Source organism: Klebsiella sp. 10982 (genome assembly GCF_048589245.1).
GTDB lineage: Bacteria > Pseudomonadota > Gammaproteobacteria > Enterobacterales > Enterobacteriaceae > Klebsiella > Klebsiella quasivariicola.
This window is the reverse complement of sequence record NZ_JBMAXV010000063.1, coordinates 1-20002: the sequence shown is the minus strand read 5'-3', so window position 1 is coordinate 20002 and position 20002 is coordinate 1. Positions and strand designations below refer to the sequence as shown.

The following is a 20002-nucleotide window of genomic DNA, read 5'->3' as shown; positions in this document are numbered from 1 at the left end:
GACTGGTGCGCTCCATTTATGCCGGATGGCGGCTGACGCCTTATCCGGCCTACGTTCCTTCCCGCAGGCTCACACAACGTAGGCCCGCGCAAGCGCAGCGCCGTCGGGCGGTCAGGCGCCGTACCTGAGGTAGTGCCGGATGGCGGCATAAATGCCTTATCCGGCCTACGTTCCTTCCCGCAGGCTCACACACGTAGGCCCGCGCAAGCGCAGCGCCGCCGGGCAACTGGCCCAGGTTCCCTCAGTTCACCGTCAGGCGCAGGGCCAGATCCTGCGGGTAGGGGTCAAAATAGTTCTGCGCCTGCAGGTAGCGATCCGGATACTCGGCCAGATAGTGCTTAAGCAGCGTCAGCGGGGCGAGGATCGGCAGCAACCCGGCGCGATAGTTGAGGATCACCTCCCGCAGCTCGCCGCGCTGGCGGCTGTTGAGCTGGTCGCGGAAATAACCCTGAATATGCATCAGCACGTTGGTGTGGTTTTTCCGCGAGGCGGGCCGCTTGAGGATCGCCATCAGCTTCTCGCGGTAGACCTCGAAGAACGCCTCCAGATCCTCCCATTCATGCAGCGAGGCGACGAACGGGCCGATCTCCCGGTAGCCCGCCTGGTGGTGAGCCAGCAGCTGCAGCTTGTAGCGGCTGTGAAAGGCCAGCAGGCTGTGGCGCGTCAGGCCGCGGGCGCGCAGGGCGTTGAGTTCATGCAGGGCGAAAACGCGCTCAACAAAATTCTCCCGCAGCAGCGGATCGTGCAGCCGGCCATCCTCTTCCACCGGCAGCCACGGGTAGCGCGCCATCAGGGCGCCGGTAAACAGCCCCACGCCTTCCTTACGCCCGCGATTGCCTTTTTCATCGTACAACCGCACGCGCTCCATTCCGCAGCTCGGCGATTTGGCGCAGACGATAAAGCCCGACAGCTCGCCCAGGGTTGCGAGGTGGGCGCTGGCGAAATCAGCCATCTTCTCCGTCACATCCTCGTGCGGGGCGTGGCTGAAGCGCATGCGGATCTCCCCGACCGGGGTCTGCACCAGGCGGAGCGCCGGGCGGGGAACGGGCAGACCGATCGCCATCTCCGGGCAGACGGGTTTAAACGCCACCCACTGCGCGAGCTCATCCATCACAAAGCCCATACGCTTATGCCCGCCGTCGAATCGCACGGCTGAGCCGGTTAAACATCCGCTGATCCCAATGACAGGTTGCGTGTTCATGGCGCTGTCCTCTCTTCTGCTGTGGTTCGGGTAAAGAAAAGGGTCACGGTGGCGACCGTAATGCCGAATTTCTTCATCTCGGTTTTGTTAAACAAATGGCTGCCGTCCTGCAGGAACATCCAGTCGTCAAAGTGCAGCAGCCACCGGCTGCCGCTGGCTTCGACGTTCATGCTGTAGCGCCAGTGAAAGGCATTGCCTGCCGCCTGGCCGCTGGCCACGCCTTCGATGTCCCCGGCGGTGCCCTGATAACGGTTATCGCCGGTGCGGCGAATGCGCCATACCCGCTGCTGCTTCTCGCCGTCGTCATAGACAAAGCGCTCATGGAGGGTCAGGGTGTCGCCGACGACGTCGCCATCGATCTCAACATGGAAGCGGCGCAGCTGCTTGCCGCTGCGATCCTGCACCATCCCCCACGCCTCGGTTCGCCCCTGAAAATAGTGAAAGATGTCGAGGGCGGGCTGCTGCTGCCGGTACTCCGTGACCTCGGTGCTGCAGCCGGCGAGGATCAGCATCAGCAGCGCCAGGCCAAGGGTCAGAGTGCGTTTCATGGTGTACCTCCGATCAACTGCTGACGCAGTTCGGGATAAGTGGTGCGCGGATCGAGCCAGATGGCGAGAAAGCGGGTGCTGAACGCCGCCGACTGGCGAGGGCCGAGCGGGGTAAAGGCGGTCTGTGCGGCGCTGGCGCGGTACCAGAACTGTCCCTCGCTGCCGCTGACCACGAACGCCAGCTGAGTGCCCGGCGCGACGTCCGGCCAGATCCCCTGCAGCATGCGCAGCCAGGCTTCGCTGCGCGGCTCCTGCTGCAGAATGCCCTGCGCCTGCCACTGGTCGCGGGTGGCCTCCACCAGCGCGTCGCGATCGATGTCGCGCCGGTAGGTGATGATCAGCGCCCGATCCTGTTGCGGGCCGTCATACCGGCCATTGGGCGTGCGCAGCTGCGAGTGATAGACGGTGAATGGCCCCCAGGTGAGGGTCGCCTCGCCGACGCGACGCCACGTCAGCCAGTCGGCGGCGTGGGCGGTCAGCCACAGCAGTAACAGCGCGAATCTCATTTTCGCCTCCCCATCCCCAGATGGAATAACAGCATGAGCACCAGCCAGCCGCAGGCCATGGCGGCCACGGCAAGCGCCATCGGCACCAGCAGGGTCATGGCTCCGAGGCGAGCGCCGATCAGGTAGGCCACCGGGCCGCCGACGGTGGCGGCCGTGGCCAGCACCCAGCCGGGAAGCGTCGTGGTGCGGGTCAGTCGGGTCCAGACGACGGCGAACATCAGCCACAGGGCCACCATCCACAGGGGCAGCAGGCTGTCGCCGCGAAAATCGATCAGCCCCGCCAGCGCCCAGCAGGCGTCCAGGCCGCAGCCCGCCGCGGCCAACAGCAGGGCGGGCGGACGACTGGCCGCCGGCAACCGCAACCAGGCGAAAATGGCCAGCGTCAGCCAGATCAGCAGGCCGCGCTCGCGCAACATCACCACCAGCGTCCAGTAAACATCGAACGCGAGGGCCATCAGCAGGTGCTGCGCCGGGCGTGTCATACCCGCTCCGCGGTGAGCTGCACCACGCTGATGGTGCGGGCGTTAAATCCGGCTTCGCAGTAGCCGAAGTAGTAGAGCCACATCCGGCGGAAGCGCTCATCAAAGCCGAGTTTTTCAATATCCTGCCAGGCGTGGGTAAAACGCTGCCGCCAGTGCGCCAGGGTGCGGGCGTAATCCGGGCCCATGTCGAACAGGTTGCGCACCACAAAATCGGTATGGCGGGTCATCAGCTCGCTCATTGCCGTGATGCTGGGCAAAAAGCCGCCGGGGAAGATGTAGCGCTGGATAAAATCGACGCTTTTGCTGTAGTCGCGATAGCGCTGATCCTGGATGGTGATCGCCTGCAGGGCCATTCTGCCGCCCGGGCGCAGGCGCGCCTGGCAGGTGCGGAAGAAGGCCGGGAGGTAGCGCTGGCCCACCGCCTCAATCATCTCCACCGACACCAGTTTGTCGTACTCGCCGCGCAGATCGCGGTAGTCGCAGAGCAGCACTTCGACGCGATCCTGCAGCCCGGCGCGGGCCATGCGCTCGGTAGCCCAGCGGTGCTGCTCCCGGGAAAGGGTGGTGGTGGTGACCCGGCAGCCGTAATGGCGGGCGGCGTACTCGGCCAGCGCCCCCCAGCCGGTGCCAATCTCCAGCAGATGATCGCCGGGAGTGAGCGCCAGCTGGTCGCACAGGCGCGCCATCTTGGCCCGCTGGGCCTGGGTCAGATCCTGCTGGTCGTCGGTAAACAGCGCGCTGGAGTAGAGCAGGTCGTCATCCAGAAAGTAGGCATAAAATTCGTTGCCGAGGTCGTAATGGGCGGCGATGTTCTCCCGCGCCTGGGCGCGGGTGTTGCGGCGGGTCCAGTGGCGCAGGCGGGCGACGGGCTTGCCCAGCAGACGAAAGCCGCGCTCCAGACGCCCCAGCACCTCACCGTTGCGCGCGAGGATCTGCAGCAGCGCCGTCAGCTGGTGGCTCTCCCAGTCGCCGTCCATCCAGGCCTCGGCCGCCGCCAGGCTGCCGCCGGTCAGCAGACGCCAGTACACCTCCGGCGTGCAGACCCGCGCCTCGGCGCGCAGCGCGGCGGCGGGGTCGCCAAAATGAAAAGTCTGCGCCCCTTCGCGCACGGTGAGCGAGCCTTCGCGGAGGCCGCTCAACAGACGAAAGAGCAGCCAGCGCGCGAGCCGCACGTTGCGCGGCACATCGGGTTCAAGCGCAAAGACGGGATCGGTCATGAGCGTTCACTCCTGCTGACAGGATGGTTGTACAGCGGCACGCGCTTCAGCCACAGCCGCAGCGCCTGCCAGTAGATGGCGAGGACGGTTTTCAGGGTCATCAGCGGCAGACGCAGCAGCAGCTCGCGCAGGTTGGCGCGGGTCAACGGCACGCGGCTCAGGGCCAGCGTGGCGTCGAACACCTTGCTGGCCTGATGGTTTTCAATATGCATGTGCAGCGTTTTGCCGGGCGCGTTGAAGCGCCAGTGATAGACCATGTCCATCGGGTTAAAGGGCGAAACGTGAAAGGCTTTCTCCAGCGGGCGCGCCTGCTGGCCGTCCACCGCGTAGTAATGACGCTCATTCCACGGCGTGTTGCGTACTTCGGCCAGCACCCAGCGCAGGGTGTCGGCTTCGTCATAGCAGTAGTAAAAGTTGACCGGATTAAAATGGAAGCCGAAGTAGCGCAGCTGGGTCAGGAGCATCACGCGTCCCGCCGGGCGGTAGCCGGTCAGGCTCTCCAGCCGGTTCAGCACCTGGGCCTTCAGCGGCGCGCCCAGCGGATAATCGGCGTCGTACCAGGCGGCGGCGGCCAGGCGGTTGCGACGGATACCCGCCTCAGGCAGCCTGTCCAGTTCGTCGAGGTCGAGCCAGGCCATAAACAGGCGGTAGACGAAGTGGTGCGCCTTCGGCTGCAGGCGACGGTGGCGCAGGACGCCCTGATAGAGGCAGCTGTTCATCTCACTTGCCCTCCGCCGCGGCGATGCCCTGCACCACGTCGAGCGCGCTGCGCACCCCGTCCTCATGAAAGCCGTTGTACCAGTAGGCCCCGCAGTACCAGCTCCGCTGCTGGCCGTTAATCTCTTCGCGCCGCAGCTGGGCCGACCAGCTTTGCGGATTAAACAGCGGATGTTCATAGACGAAGCGCTGCCAGACGTAGCGATCGTCCACCGGCGCGTCCGGGTTCAGGGTGACGCAGAACAGCGGCGCGCCTGCGGGCAGCCCCTGGAGAATATTCATGTTGTAGGTGACGCAGGCCCGGGCCCGATCCCCGTCGCTCAGGCGATAGTTCCAGCTGGCCCAGGCGCGCTGGCGCTCCGGCAGCCAGCGCGGATCGCTGTGCAGTACCACCTCGTTACGCTGCCAGCCGATGTCCCCGAGGATTTCACGTTCGGAGTCGGTGGGCGTCGCCAGCATCGCCAGGGCCTGTGCGGAGTGGCAGGCGAAAATCACCTGGTCAAAATGCGCCTCCCCGGACGCCAGCCGCAGGGTGATCCCCGTCGGGTGACGGTCCACCTGCTGTACCGGCGCGTTGAGGCGCAGATCCAGACGATCGCCGAGCCTGGCGAGCAGGGCGCGAACGTACTCCCGGGAACCGCCGGGCACCACATACCACTGCGGGCGATCGCGAATATCCAGCAGGCCGTGGTGTTCAAAGAAACGTAAAAACAGCGGCAGCGGGAAGCGGCGCATCTCCTGCAGCGACGACGACCAGATGGCTGCCCCCATCGGCAGGATATAGTGGCGGGCGAAGAAGGGGCTGAAGCGGTGGCGGACGAGGAAGCTCTCCAGCGTCGCCCCCGGATCCAGCGCCTCGGTCAGCGCCAGTTTCGCCAGCCGGTTAAAGCGGACGATCTCGCTCAGCAGCCCCCAGAAGGCCGGCTTCAGCAGATTGCGCCGCTGGGCGAAAAGCGAGGTCAGGCTGTGGCCGTTGTACTCCAGGCCGCTGGCCGGGTTGTGAACCGAGAAGCTCATCTGCGTTTTTTGCCCGTCGATCCCCAGCTCGCTGAGCAGGCCCATAAAGCGCGGATAGGTGCGATCGTTGTAGACGATAAATCCGGTATCGATGGCCCAGGTGCCCTGCGGCGTGGCGACATCCACGGTGGCGGTGTGGCCGCCCGGCGTGGCACCCGCTTCGAACAGCGTCACCTGATGGTGTCCGGCCAGCCGCCAGGCGCAGGTCAGCCCGGCGATGCCGCTGCCGATGATGGCGATGTTCATGAGCGCACCATCCTGCGCAACAGCAGGCGCTGGATACCCGATGGCAGACTGGCCAGCAGCCGCAGGGCCAGGCTGAAACCGGTGGGGAAGGCGATGTGGTTTTTGCCTTTCGCCAGGCCGTGGCGGATCGCCGCCACCGCCCGATCCACGCTCACCCGGCCGGGCATGGCAAAGTCGTTTTTGCGCGTCAGCGGGGTGTCGACGAAGCCCGGAGAGACTACCGTGACGGCCACCCCTTTCGGCTCCCAGTCCAGACGCAGGCTGTTGGCAAACCAGGTCAGCGCCGCCTTGGAGGCGCCATAGGCTTCCGCGCGCGGGAAGGGCAGCCAGTGCGCCATGGAGCTGACCAGCACCACCCGATCGCCTGCCTCCAGCTGTGTCTGCAGCGCCGCCAGGCAGTTCACCGGCCCGAGGAAGTTGGTGGCCATCACCCGCTCCACGAGGGCAGCATCCACCTGCCCGTGGTCGAGGTATTCGCAGGTCCCGGCGCAGAGAATGATCAGATCGGCAAAACAGCCCGTCAGTGCCTGGCGACAGGCGTCCCTGTCTGTCATATCGAACAGGCGCCCGCTGATGTTGGGGCTGAACTGCTGGAGCGCCGACAGGCGCGACGCATCGCGCCCGCAGGCGATAACCCGATGGCCATCCGCTGCGAAGGATTTCGCCAGGCCGGCGCCGATCCCGGAGCTGGCGCCGGTGATGAGCACCGTCATCATGAGCGCACCCTCCGTTTCACACCGCGCACCGCCCAGCCCAGCAGGGGAAGATGCTCGTAGATCATCTCCCCGGCGTCGTAGTAGTCGCGCTGATGGAGAACCTGCTCCCCGGCGATGTCCACCACCGAGCAGCCCGGCAGGGCCAGCGTTTCTCCGCCGGCAATGCGCGGATGCGACCAGTGCATAGTCCAGGTCACGGCGAATCGTTGGCCGTCGCAGAGCGGCGTGTCGATGGTGAACCGGCACTGCTCCACGTTGGCCAGCAGATGGGTAAAGTAGCGCTGAATGGCGAACAGCCCCTGATGCTGACCAAAAGGATCGCTCAGCGTCGCGTCCGGATGGTACAGCGCGGCCAGCGCCGCGGGCGGCTGCGCATCCAGCCCGGCGTAGTACTCAACGAAACGACGAATCACGGACGGCGAGGTGCTCATGGATCACATCCTGGCTAGATACGGTGGTGTAATGGCATACTTAAAACTTACACAAATAAAATTATTTGTCCAAGTTTGTGGAAAAATATATTTTATTTGTGTTAAAGATCATGTGGTTATGATTGATGTTTTAAGGAGTGAAAATCGCGGGTGGTGCAAAGGGCAAGCGTGAGCCCGCCGCGCCACCGGGCGCTGGCGTCTCAGAGAGGGGATGTAAGTTAAAACAGGGGGTTAGAGCGGAATTACCTCGAGGGAGACGACCTGCTGCTGCCAGAGTTCCACCTGCCTCTGGCGGGCGGCGGAGAGTTTGCCGCTGGTGACCAGCAGCCAGTTGCGCTGGGGGAAAATCTCCGGCGCCAGGGCGGCGGGAGGCACCGGCAGAACGTCGATGCGATGACCCTGGCCGGTGCGTTTGAGCGCCTCAAGCCAGATTTCGCAGGCATCGGTCAGGTGCCAGCCGGTGATCAGAAAGTTGTCCCCGGGCGCCTTCTTGTCGCCTTCAAGGCAAAACGAGGTATAGGCGATGATGATGCCGTCGAGGATTTCGCGCAGCGTCATGATGGCCGGCACGTTGGCGGAGACCTGGCTGCGCAGCGGACGCAGCACCTCGGTCACCAGCTCCTGGCGCGGATATTCGCGCCCGGCGTCGTAGATAAGCTGGCGCAGGGACTCGATTTTTCCCTCTTTCAGCCGCTGCAGCATGGTCTCCTGCAACGTCAGCCAGTTGTTGGTGCGCCGCGCGCCGGGGCGCGACAGCAGGGGTTTCACCTGGCTGACCGGCACCCCTTTTTTCACCCAGTCGAGGATCTTCAGCGCCTGCTGGACGTCGTCATCGCTGTACAGACGGTGACCACCATCGGTGCGCAGCGGCTTGAGCAGGCCATAGCGGCGCTGCCAGGCGCGAAGCGTGGTCGCATTTATCCCGCATAGTCGGGCAAATTCGCCGATGGAGTAAGGCATGGAGGCCACCTGTTAACAAAGAATATTCTCAATATACTACGAATCACGTCGGCTGGCGTGAAGTGTAGTGGCTTTGCACTACACTTTCCCCAACCGCGTAAATGAAAGGAGTTCTCATGAAGCTATGGCCTGTTGTCACTGGCGTTGCTATCGCGTTAACCCTGGTGGCCTGCAAATCGCCCACCCCGCCGAAGGGCGTTCAGCCGATTAGCGGGTTTGATGCCAGCCGTTACCTCGGAAAATGGTATGAAGTCGCCCGCCTGGAGAATCGCTTCGAGCGAGGCCTGGAGCAGGTGACCGCCACCTACGGCACCCGCAGCGACGGGGGGATCAGCGTCGTCAATCGCGGTTATGACCCGGTCAAAAAACGCTGGAATGAGAGCGACGGAAAAGCCTACTTCACCGGCGCCCCTACCACCGCGGCGCTGAAGGTGTCGTTCTTCGGGCCATTCTACGGCGGCTATAACGTGATCCGCCTGGACGATGACTACCAGTACGCGCTGGTCAGCGGCCCCAACCGCGACTATCTGTGGATCCTGTCGCGCACCCCCACCATCCCGGCGGCGGTGAAGCAGGATTACCTGAATACCGCGCGCGAGCTGGGCTTTGACGTCGATCGCCTGGTGTGGATCCGCCAGACGCCGCGCTAGCCTCGCCCCTTAGCGGCTCAGCAGGTGGGTATAAACCACGTACAGCCCGGCCAGCGCCGCCACGTTCAGCGCCACGCTGACGAAAAACCACCGCCGGAAGGGCTGCTTTTGCGTTTTATGACGAAAGCACTGTTGGCCGAGGATGGCCCCCGGCCAGCCTCCCGCCAGGCCCAGCACCAGCAGCGTGGTCTCTGGCACCCGTCGCCAGGCTTTGCGCGCCGCCAGCTTGTCGGCGCCATAGATAAGCCATGTCAGAAGGCTGCTCAGTAAAAACCACATCGCCAGCGGGTAGGGCAGCAGGGCGCTGCCCACGGCGGTGAGCAGCAGCAGGGAATAACATACCAGGTTCAGATTCATAGGGACGTTCACGCCGGCCAGAAGAATAGCGCCACTATAGCCAATTTACCGGGCCGGCGTAAACGCGGCGGGCTATTGGCTACGCTTGCCCCGATGCCGATACAGCCACATCAGCTTATATGCCGCCGGAATGATAAATAGCGACAGCAGCGGGGCGGTGATCATCCCGCCAATCATCGGCGCGGCGATACGGCTCATCACTTCCGACCCGGCGCCGGTACCCCATAAGATCGGCAGCAGGCCGGCGATAATCACCGCCACGGTCATCGCCTTTGGCCGCACGCGCAGCACCGCGCCCTGGTACAGCGCCTCGTCGAGCTTATCGGCGCTGAAGGTCTGCGGGTTCTCCAGCGATGGCTCCGCCTCGATGGCGTGGCGCAGGTACATCAGCATCACCACGCCAAACTCCGCCGCCACCCCGGCGAGGGCGATAAAGCCGGTACCGGTGGCTACCGACAGATGGAATCCCATCCAGTAGAGGAACCAGATCCCGCCGACAAGGGCGAACGGCACGCTGGTGATAATCAGCAGCGCCTCGCCGACGCGGCGGAACGCCAGGTATAGCAGCACGAAGATAATCATCAGCGTCATCGGCACCATCAGCTTCAGCTTCTGATTGGCGCGCTCCAGCAGCTCAAACTGCCCGGAGTAGGACACACTGATGCCCGGCTTCAGCTTCACCTCCTTGCCGATGGCCTGCTGCAGATCGTGCACTACCGACACCATGTCGCGGTCGCGGGCGTCGATGTAGATCCAACTGGTCGGGCGGGCGTTCTCGGTCTTCAGCATCGATGGTCCGGTGACCACCTTCACCTCAGCCACGTCGCCGAGGACGATCTGCTGCTTCAGCGGCGTGAGGATCGGCAGCTGGCGCAGGGTCTCCGGGCTGTCGCGATAGCTCTGCGGGTAGCGGATGTTGATCGGGTAGCGCTCGACGCCTTCCACGGTCTCGCCAACCATCGCCCCGCCGATGGCGGACGAGACGAACAGCTGCACGTCGCCGACGGTCATCCCGTAGCGGGCCGCCTTCTCGCGCTGAATATCAATGTTGAGGTAGCGCCCACCGACCAGCCGCTCGGCTAATGCCGACGTGACTCCCGGCACGCTGCGCGCCACCCCTTCAATTTGTTCGGCGATGGCGTCGATATCGGCCAGATTAGTGCCGGAAACTTTAATACCAATCGGGCTCTTGATGCCGGTGGAGAGCATGTCGATGCGGTTGCGGATCGGCGGCACCCACAGGTTCGCCAGCCCCGGCAGGCGCACGGTTTTATCCAGCTCCTCGACGATCTTCTCCATGGTCATCCCCGGTCGCCACTGATCCTGCGGCTTGAGCTGAATCGTGGTCTCTACCATCTCCAGCGGCGCCGAGTCGGTGGCGGTTTCGGCCTTGCCGGTTTTGCCGAACACCCGCGCCACTTCCGGCACCGTCATGATCAGCTTATCGGTTTTCTGCAGCATATCCGCCGCCTGCGCAGCGGAGATCCCCGGCAGCGTTGACGGCATATAGAGCAGATCGCCTTCGTTAATCTGCGGCAGAAACTCGCCGCCGACCCGGTTAAGCGGCCAGATAACCGTCAGGATCGACAGGAGCGCAATCAGCAGGGTGGTCTTCGGCCAGTGCAGCACCTTCAGCAGCAGCGGGTGATAAATGCGGATCAAAAAGCGGTTCAGTGGGTTGCTGTTCTCCGCCGGGATCTTGCCGCGGATCCAGAAGCCCATCAGGATCGGGATCACCACGATCGCCAGCAGCGCCGCCCCGGCCATCGACCAGGTTTTGGTGAAGGCCAGCGGGCCGAACAGTTTGCCCTCCTGACCTTCGAGGGTGAAAATCGGGATAAACGACAGGGTAATGATCAGCAGGCTGATAAACAGCGCCGGGCCGACCTCCACCGACGCATCGGTAATGATTTTCCAGCGGATGTCGTTGCTGAGCTTCTCTCCCGGGTGCTGATGTTCCCACTCCTCCAGCCGCTTATGGGCGTTCTCAATCATCACGATGGCGGCATCGACCATCGCCCCCACCGCAATGGCGATCCCGCCCAGCGACATGATATTGGCGTTGAGCCCCTGGAAATGCATCATGATAAAGGCGAAGCACAGGCCGAGCGGCAGCGAGATAATCGCCACCAGCGCCGAGCGCACGTGCCACAGGAACAGGGCGCAAACCAGCGCGACAACGATAAACTCTTCCAGCAGCTTGTGGCTGAGGTTGTCGATGGCGCGGTCGATAAGCTGGCTGCGGTCGTAGGTGGTGACCACTTCCACCCCATCCGGCAGGCTGCTTTGCAGCGACGCCAGCTTCGCTTTGACCGCCGAGATCACCTCGCGGGCGTTCTTGCCGGAGCGCAGGATCACCACGCCGCCGGCCACTTCGCCTTCGCCGTTAAGCTCGGCGATACCGCGGCGCATCTCCGGGCCTATCTGCACCCGCGCAACGTCGCCGAGATAGACCGGCACGCCGTTGTCACCGGTTTTCAGCACGATATTTTTGAAGTCGTCGAGCGTCTGCAGGTAGCCGCTGGCGCGCACCATATATTCGGCTTCCGCCAGTTCGACGGAAGAGCCGCCTGCCTCCTGGTTAGACGCGTCCAGCGCCGATTTCACCTCGCCGAGGCTGATGCCGTACTGGGTCAGCTTCATCGGGTCGACGACAATCTGATACTCCTTGACCACGCCGCCTACCGACGCCACTTCCGAGACGTTAGGAATGGTTTTCAGCTCATATTTTAAGAACCAGTCTTGCAACGAGCGCAGTTCGGCGAGGTCGTGTTTGCCGCTGCGGTCGACCAGCGCGTACTCGAAGACCCAGCCAACGCCGGTGGCGTCAGGGCCCATTTCGGCGCTGACCCCGGCGGGCAGTTTGCCCTGTACCTGGTTGAGATACTCCAGCACCCGCGAGCGCGCCCAGTAAGGATCGGTGCCGTCTTCAAAAATCACGTATACGTAGGAGTCGCCAAACTGCGAGAAGCCGCGAACCGTTTTGGCGCCAGGCACCGACAGCATGGTGGTGGTCAGCGGCCAGGTGACCTGGTTTTCGACGATCTGCGGCGCCTGTCCCGGGTAGCTGGTTTTGACGATTACCTGTACGTCGGAGAGGTCCGGCAGGGCGTCCACCGGGGTGTGGATGATGGTCCAGGTCCCCCAGATGCTGAGAAACAGCGCCGCCATCATCACCAGGAAGCGGTTGGCCACCGAGCGGCGGATAATCCATTCAATCATTGTTCCGTTCCTCAGTGCGCGTGGGCGACAGGGGCTGTGACATCAGGAGCCTGCGTGCGCATGCGCTCCAGCGCGCCGGCGATATTGGCTTCCGAGTCGATCAGGAACAGGCCGCTGGCGACGACTTTTTCGCCCTCCTGCAGACCGCTGCGAATGGCCGTAACGCCAGCGGATTCATGGAATACCTGCACGCGTTTCGGCACGAAGCGCCCCTCGTTATCCACGGTAATCACTCGCTGCTCGCTGCCGCTGTCGATCAACGCTTTGGAGGGGATCAGCAGCATCGGTTCGCTTTCACTGGTCAGCTGCAGATAGGCGTTCATCCCCGGCTTCAGCGCTTCATCCGGGTTGTTGACCTGCAGGCGCAGCTGCAGGGTGCGGGTGGCGCTATCGACGCTGGGGAGAATCGTCCATTTGTTGATGCTGAAGGTTTTGCCCGGCCAGGCGGGAACCTGAATGGCGAACTGCGAGGCGTCTTTAATTAGCCAGGCGATGGATTCCGGCACCGCCACGCTAACCCACACCGGGTCCATGCCCTGAATTTTCGCCACTACATTATCTTTGGCGATGTTCATTCCGGCGCGCAGATCGAAGGCGGTAATCACGCCGTCGATCGGTGCTTTGAGGGTAAAGCGGGTCTGGATTTTACGTGTGGTTTTCAGGCGGCGGATATCGTCATCTGGCATTCCGGCGAGGCGCAAACGCTCGAGGATCCCCTCGACCTGGGTGGCGGTGCCCCCGGTCTCCTGCAACAACAGATATTCGCTCTGCGCTTCCACCCAGTCCGGGATGGTCAGCTCGAGTAACGGCGTGCCTTGCTTGACTTTGTCGCCGACGGTCAGCGGATAGACTTTATTGATAAAGCCCGCCGCCCGCGCCTGCATAATCACGTACTGATACTCGTTATAGCTGATGTTGGCCGGGAAGGTCTGGGCGTAGCGCAGCGGCCCGCGGCTGACCGCGGCGGTTTTTACGCCGAGATTCTGGGTCTGCGTCGGGTCGATACGCACCCCCGGCGCACCGGCGGCGGCACTCTCCTCATCAGCGTATTTCGGCACCAGATCCATATCCATAAACGGCGATTTACCCGGTTTATCAAAGCGAGTATTCGGGTACATCGGGTCGTACCAGAACAGCACTTTACGCTGCTGCTCGGCCGCTGGAGCGGCAGCGTGGGTCGGCGTCAGTCGGGCGTACAGCGCCGCGGTAAGCGCGCCGCCAATCAGCATGCTGCCGAGGATCAGCGCCGTATTTTTCAGTGTCAGGGATGCCATGTGTCGTCCATTCAGTTGTTGAGGGGGCCTACCGTCGCCGAACGGTTATTGGGCGCGGATATCCTGTAACAGCGACAGGTTGCCCTGCTGAACGAAGGTGAAGTCCACGCTGTCGCCGTCCTTCACATTGTTGAGCTGCGTCTGCGGGGTGATGGTGAAGCGCATGGTCATCGGCGGCCAGTTCACCGCCGGGATGGCGTCGTGGGCAATAGTGATTTTTTTGCTATCCATATCAATAGCTTTAATGATGCCTTTGCCAGTGATGCTTTGCGTCTGCGCGGCAGCGGGTTGCTCGTGCATTGCCATACCGGCGTGCGTGTCGGCGGCCTGGGCCGCGAACACCGCGCCAGAAAGCAGGGTGAACAGGGCGATTTTAGACAGTGAATTCATGTTCGGGACTCCTTGGGTTATTCCATCCAGCCGCCGCCGAGGGCGGTGAACAGGGTGATTTCATTTGCCTGACGGGAATAGTTGAGTTCCAGCAGGGTTTGTCGGGTGGTGAAAATGTCGCGCTGGGCGCTCAGGACTTCGATGTAGCTGACCGCGCCGTGACGATAGAGCGCAGTAGCGCGCTGCAGGGTGATATTTAGTGAAGTGAGATAACGCTCCTGGGCGGCAATTTGATCGGCCAGGCTCTGACGCAGGGCCAGCGCGTCGGCCACTTCCTTAAAAGCGGACTGTATTTTTTGCTCATAGTTGACCACCTGCTGCTGCTGGCGGATCTCCGCCAGATCGAGGTTGGCCTGATTACGCCCGGCGTTGAAAATCGGCAGCTCGATTTTGGGGATGAAGTTCCACATCGCGTTGCCGGCGTTAAACAGGCTGGAGAGCTCACTGCTGCTGCCGGAGAGCGAGCTGGTCAGGGTAATCGACGGGAAGAAGGCCGCCCGCGCGGCGCCGATATTGGCGTTAGCCGCCCGCAGGCTGTGTTCCGCTTCCAGAATATCCGGCCGCTGCAGCAGGATCGCTGAGGAGAGCGATGGCGGCAGAGTGACGCCTTGCAGATCGATGGCGCTGCTGGCGCTATCGTCCGGCAGCCGTTGATAGCTGCCGAGCAGCAGCTGCAGGGCGTTATTGGCCTGCGCCAGCTGGCCCTGACGTTTGGCGATATCGGCGCGGGTGCTTTCGATCATGCCGCGCGCCTGTTCCAGCGCCAGCACGGTGGTGGTGCCGGTCAGCAGCTGTTTTTCAACGAAAGCGTAAGACTGCTGATAGTTCTGTAAGGTGTCGTTCGCCACCTGCAGCTGCGCCGCCGCCAGCCGCTGGTTGAAGTAGCTTTGTGAAACGTTAGCAATCAACAGGATATGCACCGCGCGCCGCGCCTCTTCGCTGGCGAAGAAGTTCTGCCGGTCGGCCTCGCTGAGGTTTTTCAACCGGCCAAAGAAGTCGAGGTCGTAGCTGAGATTCAGGCCGGCGGCATAATCGCTGCTGGTGGTGGTGTCGCCTTTAAGCTTGCCGCCATAGGTGGTGCTGCCGTCGCCGTTAACCTGCGGGTAGCGGTCGGCGTCGGTGACCCGGTACTGGGCGCGGGCTTCCTGCACTTTCAGCGTCGCCATCCGTAAATCGCGGTTGTTGGTCAGCGCGGTGCTAATCAGGCTTTTCACCTGCGGGTCGACGAAAAAGGTGCGCCAGCCGGTCTTCTGGTAATCCGCCGTTGCGGCAACCAGTCTGTTCTGGCTGAGTGAGAACTGCTGCGGCACCGGCGCGGCGGGGCGCTGGTAGTCCGGAGCGAGCGAGACACAGCCGGTTAAGGCAAATATCACGCTGAGGGTAAGTAGCTGTATTGAACGCATGGCGGCAGACGTTTCGACGATTTATCCATGGCGGCTACTTTACGTAGCGGGCTCTGTTCAACGCGTGACAGGAAAATGACAAAACTGTCATTTTCCTGATATTTCATTGCTATCCGGAGGCGCTTCTCTAAAATTGAATACCCGCACGAAGCGCGCGTGAAGGAGCCTGCCGTGAAGATTTTGATTGTCGAAGATGAGAAGAAAACCGGAGAGTACCTGACCAAAGGGCTCACCGAGGCCGGCTTCGTCGTCGACCTGGCCGATAACGGCCTCAACGGCTATCACCTGGCGATGACCAGCGATTACGATCTGCTGATCCTCGACATCATGCTGCCGGATGTGAACGGCTGGGATATCGTGCGCATGCTGCGCGCCGCCGGGAAAGGCATGCCGATCCTGCTGCTCACCGCGCTCGGCACTATCGAGCATCGGGTGAAGGGGCTGGAGCTGGGCGCCGACGACTATCTGGTGAAGCCCTTTGCTTTTGCGGAACTGCTGGCGCGGGTGCGCACGCTATTGCGTCGCGGGGCGGCGGTCATCGTCGAAAGCCAGTTTCAGGCGGCCGATCTCAGCGTTGATTTGGTCAGCCGCAAGGTGACGCGCGGCGCGACTCGCATCTCACTGACCAGCAAGGAGTTTACCCTGCTGGAGTTCTTCCTGCGCCATCAGGGCGAGGTGCTTCCGCGGTCGTTAATTGCTTCGCAGGTCTGGGATATGAATTTCGACAGCGACACTAACGCTATCGACGTGGCGGTGAAGCGGCTGCGCGCCAAAATCGATAATGACTTCGAGCCGAAGCTAATCCAGACCGTGCGCGGCGTCGGCTATATGCTTGAGGTGCCGGATGGCCGCTAAGCGCCCCTTTTCCCTGGCCACCCGGCTGACCTTCTTTATTAGCCTAGCCACCATCATCGCCTTCTTTGCCTTCACCTGGATCATGATCCATTCGGTGAAGGCCCACTTTGAAGAACGCGACGTTCACGATCTCAAGCAGCTCAGCACCACGCTGGAGACGGTCCTCGACCACGCCGACTATCCGCAGGCGCGGCGGCTGGAGATCGTGAGGAATATCATTGCGGGTTACGCCAACGTTTTTATCTGTCTGGACGACGGCCAGGGCAATATTCTGTTTCAGTCACCCGACGGGCCGGATCTCAGCCATATGCTGAGTACGCCGGGGCTGGCGATGCAGCTCCGCGACGGGAATGTCATTTCATGGACTGACCCGCAGTCGCGGGCAATGGTGCATGATAATCATCCAATGGAAACCCGCGCCTGGCGGCTGATTATGCTGCCGCTGGGCAAGCAGGCGGACGGCAAACCGGCGTACCACCTGCTGATGGCCTTATCCATCGATTTTCACCTGCACTATATTAATGAGCTGAAAGCGAAGCTGATTTCCGCGGCGACGATAATCAGTTTGCTGATCATTGCCATCGTGCTGTTTGTGGTCTATCAGGGGCATAAGCCGATCCGCCAGATCAGCCGCCAGATCCAGAATATTACCTCCCGGGATCTCGATGTACGCCTTGATCCACAGGCGGTGCCCATCGAGCTGGAGCGGTTGGCGCTGTCGTTTAACCATATGCTGGAGCGGATAGAGGATGTCTTTACCCGCCAGTCCAACTTCTCCGCCGATATCGCCCATGAAATCCGTACGCCGATTACCAACCTGGTGACGCAAACCGAAATCGCCTTAAGCCAGAGCCGCAGCCAGCAGGAGCTGGAAGAGGTGTTGTATTCCAATCTTGAAGAGTTCTCGCGGATGTCGCGGATGGTCAGCGATATGTTGTTCCTCGCCCAGGCGGATAATAACCAGCTGATCCCCGAGCAACAGGCGCTGGATCTGGCCGATGAAGTGCATAAGGTGTTTGAATTCTTTGAAGCGTGGGCGGAAGAGAAAGAGGTGGCGCTGCGCTTTGTTGGTAGCCACTGCCGGGTGACTGGCGATCCGCTGATGCTTCGGCGAGCGATCAGCAACCTGCTGTCGAACGCGATCCGCTATACCCCTGCCGGCCAGGCGGTGACTATCCAGTTGAGCGAAAGCGCCGAGACGATCCGCCTGGTGGTGGAGAACCCCGGTACGCCGATTGCCGCCGAGCATCTGCCGCGCCTGTTTGACCGTTTCTATCGCGTCGACCCCTCCCGCCAGCGCAAAGGCGAGGGCAGCGGCATCGGCCTGGCGATTGTGAAATCCATCGTCAGCGCCCATCACGGCAGCGTGGCGGTGCAGTCCGATCAACGATCTACGCGTTTTATTGTGGTGTTGCCGAAATAGGCGCAATCCGTGAGTGATAGTTGAGTATGTGGCTTTCTGTCGCTATATTAAATGTACGGAAAATAACCGTACATGAAGTTTGCAACAGGCCGGAGATAACGTATGCCCGCACTTAAAAAGCAGCGTATAGATTTGAGATTAACAGATGATGATAAGAGCATCATCGAGGAAGCTGCGGCAATTTCGAATCAGACGATCACCCAGTTTGTGGTTGCCAGTGCCTCAGAACGTGCTGCGGAAGTGATTGAGCAGCACCGCAGAATGGTCCTCAATGAGCAATCATGGAGCCTGGTGATGGAGGCGATTACCCAACCGCCAGCCCCGAATGATCGACTGAAACGTGCAGCGAAGCGTCTACAAACCAGATAAGGTAGAGCTAATGGAGCAGCAACTGACGATTGAGATGATTGCCGATGCGTTCAGCTACGATATCACTGGATTTGATTGCGGCGAGGAAGCGCTGAATACGTTTTTAAAAGAGCACCTCAAGCGGCAGCACGATGGACAAATCTTAAGGGGTTATGCGCTGGTCTCCGGGGATACCTTTCCCAGGTTGCTGGGTTATTACACCTTATCGGGGAGTTGTTTCGAGCGAGGCATGTTGCCGTCTAAAACTCAGCAAAAGAAAATCCCGTATCAAAATGCGCCAAGCGTAACCCTCGGGCGGCTGGCCATTGATAAATCTGTTCAGGGGCAGGGCTGGGGAGAGATGTTGGTTGCCCATGCGATGCGAGTGGTGTGGGGAGCGTCTAAAGCCGTTGGCATCTACGGATTGTTTGTTGAAGCCCTTAATGAGAAGGCTAAAGCATTCTATCTTCGCCTGGGGTTTATACAGCTCGTGGATGAAAATAGTAACTTACTGTTTTATCCGACCAAATCGATTGAACAGCTCTTTACTGACGATGAGTCATAAAAGAAACCGGGCAGCGCCAGGTGGCTGCCCGCAGTATTGCCGTTCTCTTACTCTTCGAAGTACCAGTAGCCCTGATTAATCAGGCGCGTCAGTTCGCTAACGAACGCCGGATTCTGCAGGCCGCTGCCGAGCTCTTCCTGGCCTAACGAGGTATAGCGGCACAATGCATCCAGCGCCTCGGCATCAGTGGTATCCAGCTGTTCGCTATGCACGAAGAAGCTGTCGCCGATATGCAGAACGCGCAGGCCGCTCAGGCGGGAAAGCTTTTCGCCACCCAGCAGCGCATCGACCACTTCCTCTTCTTCATACGGTGGTTCCGCCGGCGCAATATCCAGCTCGTGACGCGGGGTGGTGACGAAACTGCCGAACCACTGTTTAAAGTCTTCCGGCTGGCGAATCATGTCGATCATCATGGTGCGCAGACGTTCGAGCTCATACTCTTCAACCCGGCCCGGATGCTCGCGGCAGGTGAGGTCCGGATCGCTGTAGTGTTCGCCGCCAAGATCGTTCTCCAGCACATAGTCGGCGAAGCTGCTGATCAGGTCGCGGCCGTTTGGCCCGCGGAAGCCGACGGAGTAGTTCAGCGCCGTTTCGTGGGTCACGCCGTCGTGTGGGAATCCTGGTGGAATATAGAGGATGTCGCCCGGCTGCAGATCTTCATCAATGATCGGCGGGAACGGATCGACGTGCAGCAGTGCCGGATGCGGGCAGAACTGACGCATCGGCAGCTTATCGCCCACGCGCCAGCGACGGCTGCCCATGCCCTGAATAATAAAGACATCATACTGATCGATATGTGGGCCGACGCCGCCGCCCGGGACGGAGAAGGAGATCATCAGGTCGTCCAGGCGCCAGTCTGGCAGTACGCGGAACGGGCGCACCAGCTCGGCGGCGGGCATATGCCAGTGATTTACCGCCTGAGCCAGCAGGGACCAGCCGGTCTCGCCCAGCCCGTCGAAATGTTCAAAAGGCCCGTTGCTGGCCTGCCATTTGCCGTTTTTCAGGCTGACCAGCCGGCTGTCGACTTCCGGCTCCATGGCTAATCCGGCCAGCTCGTCCGGCGTAATCGGGTCGACGAAGTCCGGAAACGCGTTTTTTAATACCACCGGCTGCTTTTGCCAGTACTTCTCTAAAAACTCGGGCCAGTTAATGTTGAGTTGATAAGCCATCGATTATTACCAGTAAGAAGAAACGGGCCTGATTATAGAAATGGGGGCCGGGTGGGCGCTTTGTCGTGGGTCAAGAGTGGTGCTTAATTCACCATCGGCGCGATAATGGCGTTGGGTAAGAGAGAAAAATCACATTTTTGTCAAAAACCGATCCTGGCGTAAACTGCGCTGCAGGCCGCATGAACACTGGGATGGTGGCTTTAATGGTAAGAGGATGAATAAGCGGAAAGTTCAAATAATGAGCGGTCGATAAGATTTTTCTATTTTAACGCTTGCTACTTCCGGCGAACTCCCTATAATGCGCT

At 61.3% G+C, this 20002-nt stretch carries 21 protein-coding genes; 5 read left to right on the top strand and 16 right to left on the bottom strand.

All coding sequences use genetic code 11. The annotated features are described in order from the left end of the window. Positions 1-241: 241 nt before the first annotated feature. The 10 genes from ACKLKD_RS26105 to ACKLKD_RS26060 all read right to left on the bottom strand — a co-directional run bounded on the left by ACKLKD_RS26105 (position 242) and on the right by ACKLKD_RS26060 (position 8041). The gene (locus ACKLKD_RS26105; RefSeq protein WP_023342505.1) at positions 242-1201 is read right to left on the bottom strand and encodes a YbgA family protein; all 960 of its coding nucleotides are present in this window, start codon (positions 1199-1201) and stop codon (positions 242-244) included. Continuing rightward, positions 1198-1749: a DUF3833 domain-containing protein gene (locus ACKLKD_RS26100; protein WP_080925022.1), complete on the bottom strand. Its 552-nt coding sequence runs from the start codon at positions 1747-1749 to the stop codon at positions 1198-1200. Before ACKLKD_RS26100 ends, ACKLKD_RS26105 begins: the two co-directional genes overlap by 4 nt. Continuing rightward, a complete protein-coding gene (locus ACKLKD_RS26095) occupies positions 1746-2255 on the bottom strand; it encodes a hypothetical protein (protein WP_080925021.1) in 510 nt (169 codons plus the stop codon). The genes ACKLKD_RS26100 and ACKLKD_RS26095 overlap by 4 nt, the downstream gene beginning before the upstream one ends. After that, positions 2252-2737 carry a DUF2878 domain-containing protein gene (locus ACKLKD_RS26090; RefSeq protein ID WP_080925020.1) on the bottom strand — a complete coding sequence of 162 codons (486 nt, stop codon included), beginning with the start codon at positions 2735-2737 and terminating at the stop codon, positions 2252-2254. The genes ACKLKD_RS26095 and ACKLKD_RS26090 overlap by 4 nt, the downstream gene beginning before the upstream one ends. Then, on the bottom strand, positions 2734-3954 hold the full coding sequence (locus ACKLKD_RS26085; RefSeq protein ID WP_021462630.1) for an SAM-dependent methyltransferase: 1221 nt from the start codon (positions 3952-3954) through the stop codon (positions 2734-2736). The genes ACKLKD_RS26090 and ACKLKD_RS26085 overlap by 4 nt, the downstream gene beginning before the upstream one ends. Beyond that, positions 3951-4673, bottom strand: coding sequence for a DUF1365 domain-containing protein (locus tag ACKLKD_RS26080; RefSeq protein WP_080925019.1), 723 nt, complete (start codon positions 4671-4673; stop codon positions 3951-3953). Before ACKLKD_RS26080 ends, ACKLKD_RS26085 begins: the two co-directional genes overlap by 4 nt. 1 nt (position 4674) lies before the next feature. Further along, the gene (locus ACKLKD_RS26075) at positions 4675-5934 is read right to left on the bottom strand and encodes an NAD(P)/FAD-dependent oxidoreductase (RefSeq protein WP_080925018.1); all 1260 of its coding nucleotides are present in this window, start codon (positions 5932-5934) and stop codon (positions 4675-4677) included. Next, the gene (locus tag ACKLKD_RS26070; protein ID WP_025714119.1) at positions 5931-6650 is read right to left on the bottom strand and encodes an SDR family NAD(P)-dependent oxidoreductase; all 720 of its coding nucleotides are present in this window, start codon (positions 6648-6650) and stop codon (positions 5931-5933) included. Before ACKLKD_RS26070 ends, ACKLKD_RS26075 begins: the two co-directional genes overlap by 4 nt. Beyond that, entirely contained in the window at positions 6647-7081 is a 435-nt protein-coding gene (locus ACKLKD_RS26065; protein WP_004178448.1) for a nuclear transport factor 2 family protein, read from the bottom strand. Before ACKLKD_RS26065 ends, ACKLKD_RS26070 begins: the two co-directional genes overlap by 4 nt. Positions 7082-7312: 231 nt before the next feature. Continuing rightward, complete coding sequence (locus ACKLKD_RS26060) at positions 7313-8041, bottom strand: MerR family transcriptional regulator (protein WP_002887258.1); 729 nt, start codon at positions 8039-8041, stop codon at positions 7313-7315. A 116-nt stretch (positions 8042-8157) separates the two neighbouring features. Here ACKLKD_RS26060 and ACKLKD_RS26055 point away from each other — a divergent pair, with 116 nt between their 5' ends. Then, positions 8158-8691 (top strand): lipocalin family protein, encoded by a 534-nt coding sequence (locus ACKLKD_RS26055; RefSeq protein WP_009309842.1) that lies wholly within the window; start codon positions 8158-8160, stop codon positions 8689-8691. Between the two features lie 9 nt (positions 8692-8700). Here the strand turns inward: ACKLKD_RS26055 and ACKLKD_RS26050 are convergent, their stop codons facing one another. From ACKLKD_RS26050 to ACKLKD_RS26030, 5 genes are all read right to left on the bottom strand, one after another. After that, positions 8701-9048: a DUF1294 domain-containing protein gene (locus tag ACKLKD_RS26050; RefSeq protein WP_008807073.1), complete on the bottom strand. Its 348-nt coding sequence runs from the start codon at positions 9046-9048 to the stop codon at positions 8701-8703. Positions 9049-9120: 72 nt separating this feature from the next. Further along, the gene (locus ACKLKD_RS26045; protein ID WP_087806238.1) at positions 9121-12270 is read right to left on the bottom strand and encodes a CusA/CzcA family heavy metal efflux RND transporter; all 3150 of its coding nucleotides are present in this window, start codon (positions 12268-12270) and stop codon (positions 9121-9123) included. A gap of 11 nt (positions 12271-12281) precedes the next feature. After that, positions 12282-13544 carry an efflux RND transporter periplasmic adaptor subunit gene (locus tag ACKLKD_RS26040; protein ID WP_087806240.1) on the bottom strand — a complete coding sequence of 421 codons (1263 nt, stop codon included), beginning with the start codon at positions 13542-13544 and terminating at the stop codon, positions 12282-12284. A gap of 45 nt (positions 13545-13589) precedes the next feature. Then, positions 13590-13934 carry a cation efflux system protein CusF gene (gene cusF / locus ACKLKD_RS26035; RefSeq protein WP_087806242.1) on the bottom strand — a complete coding sequence of 115 codons (345 nt, stop codon included), beginning with the start codon at positions 13932-13934 and terminating at the stop codon, positions 13590-13592. Between the two features lie 17 nt (positions 13935-13951). Further along, entirely contained in the window at positions 13952-15337 is a 1386-nt protein-coding gene (locus tag ACKLKD_RS26030) for an efflux transporter outer membrane subunit (RefSeq protein ID WP_087806244.1), read from the bottom strand. 171 nt (positions 15338-15508) lie between these two features. Here ACKLKD_RS26030 and cusR point away from each other — a divergent pair, with 171 nt between their 5' ends. The 4 genes from cusR (at position 15509) to kacT (ending at position 18528) form a co-directional block, all read left to right on the top strand. Continuing rightward, entirely contained in the window at positions 15509-16192 is a 684-nt protein-coding gene (gene cusR, locus ACKLKD_RS26025; protein ID WP_087806248.1) for a copper response regulator transcription factor CusR, read from the top strand. Then, positions 16182-17615 carry a Cu(+)/Ag(+) sensor histidine kinase gene (locus ACKLKD_RS26020; protein ID WP_025714126.1) on the top strand — a complete coding sequence of 478 codons (1434 nt, stop codon included), beginning with the start codon at positions 16182-16184 and terminating at the stop codon, positions 17613-17615. Before cusR ends, ACKLKD_RS26020 begins: the two co-directional genes overlap by 11 nt. Positions 17616-17717: 102 nt before the next feature. Next, positions 17718-17984 (top strand): type II toxin-antitoxin system antitoxin KacA, encoded by a 267-nt coding sequence (gene kacA / locus ACKLKD_RS26015; RefSeq protein WP_002887278.1) that lies wholly within the window; start codon positions 17718-17720, stop codon positions 17982-17984. 10 nt (positions 17985-17994) lie between these two features. Continuing rightward, a complete protein-coding gene (gene kacT, locus ACKLKD_RS26010) occupies positions 17995-18528 on the top strand; it encodes a type II toxin-antitoxin system toxin KacT (protein WP_025714127.1) in 534 nt (177 codons plus the stop codon). Between the two features lie 47 nt (positions 18529-18575). Here kacT and ACKLKD_RS26005 read toward each other — a convergent pair whose 3' ends face one another. Further along, positions 18576-19697, bottom strand: coding sequence for a cupin domain-containing protein (locus ACKLKD_RS26005; RefSeq protein ID WP_025714128.1), 1122 nt, complete (start codon positions 19695-19697; stop codon positions 18576-18578). Positions 19698-20002 lie beyond the last annotated feature (305 nt).

Bases quoted from the DNA above. Each gene is read 5' to 3' on its own strand.
- ACKLKD_RS26055 (WP_009309842.1), top strand. From the start codon at position 8,158: ATGAAGCTATGGCCTGTTGTCACTGGCGTTGCTATCGCGTTAACCCTG.
- kacT (WP_025714127.1), top strand. From the start codon at position 17,995: ATGGAGCAGCAACTGACGATTGAGATGATTGCCGATGCGTTCAGCTAC.
- ACKLKD_RS26065 (WP_004178448.1), bottom strand. From the start codon at position 7,081: ATGAGCACCTCGCCGTCCGTGATTCGTCGTTTCGTTGAGTACTACGCC.
- ACKLKD_RS26040 (WP_087806240.1), bottom strand. From the start codon at position 13,544: ATGGCATCCCTGACACTGAAAAATACGGCGCTGATCCTCGGCAGCATG.
- ACKLKD_RS26100 (WP_080925022.1), bottom strand. From the start codon at position 1,749: ATGAAACGCACTCTGACCCTTGGCCTGGCGCTGCTGATGCTGATCCTC.
- ACKLKD_RS26085 (WP_021462630.1), bottom strand. From the start codon at position 3,954: ATGACCGATCCCGTCTTTGCGCTTGAACCCGATGTGCCGCGCAACGTG.
- ACKLKD_RS26050 (WP_008807073.1), bottom strand. From the start codon at position 9,048: ATGAATCTGAACCTGGTATGTTATTCCCTGCTGCTGCTCACCGCCGTG.
- ACKLKD_RS26045 (WP_087806238.1), bottom strand. From the start codon at position 12,270: ATGATTGAATGGATTATCCGCCGCTCGGTGGCCAACCGCTTCCTGGTG.
- ACKLKD_RS26020 (WP_025714126.1), top strand. From the start codon at position 16,182: ATGGCCGCTAAGCGCCCCTTTTCCCTGGCCACCCGGCTGACCTTCTTT.
- ACKLKD_RS26095 (WP_080925021.1), bottom strand. From the start codon at position 2,255: ATGAGATTCGCGCTGTTACTGCTGTGGCTGACCGCCCACGCCGCCGAC.
- ACKLKD_RS26090 (WP_080925020.1), bottom strand. From the start codon at position 2,737: ATGACACGCCCGGCGCAGCACCTGCTGATGGCCCTCGCGTTCGATGTT.
- ACKLKD_RS26005 (WP_025714128.1), bottom strand. From the start codon at position 19,697: ATGGCTTATCAACTCAACATTAACTGGCCCGAGTTTTTAGAGAAGTAC.
- kacA (WP_002887278.1), top strand. From the start codon at position 17,718: ATGCCCGCACTTAAAAAGCAGCGTATAGATTTGAGATTAACAGATGAT.
- ACKLKD_RS26030 (WP_087806244.1), bottom strand. From the start codon at position 15,337: ATGCGTTCAATACAGCTACTTACCCTCAGCGTGATATTTGCCTTAACC.
- ACKLKD_RS26060 (WP_002887258.1), bottom strand. From the start codon at position 8,041: ATGCCTTACTCCATCGGCGAATTTGCCCGACTATGCGGGATAAATGCG.
- ACKLKD_RS26080 (WP_080925019.1), bottom strand. From the start codon at position 4,673: ATGAACAGCTGCCTCTATCAGGGCGTCCTGCGCCACCGTCGCCTGCAG.
- ACKLKD_RS26105 (WP_023342505.1), bottom strand. From the start codon at position 1,201: ATGAACACGCAACCTGTCATTGGGATCAGCGGATGTTTAACCGGCTCA.
- ACKLKD_RS26075 (WP_080925018.1), bottom strand. From the start codon at position 5,934: ATGAACATCGCCATCATCGGCAGCGGCATCGCCGGGCTGACCTGCGCC.
- ACKLKD_RS26070 (WP_025714119.1), bottom strand. From the start codon at position 6,650: ATGATGACGGTGCTCATCACCGGCGCCAGCTCCGGGATCGGCGCCGGC.
- cusF (WP_087806242.1), bottom strand. From the start codon at position 13,934: ATGAATTCACTGTCTAAAATCGCCCTGTTCACCCTGCTTTCTGGCGCG.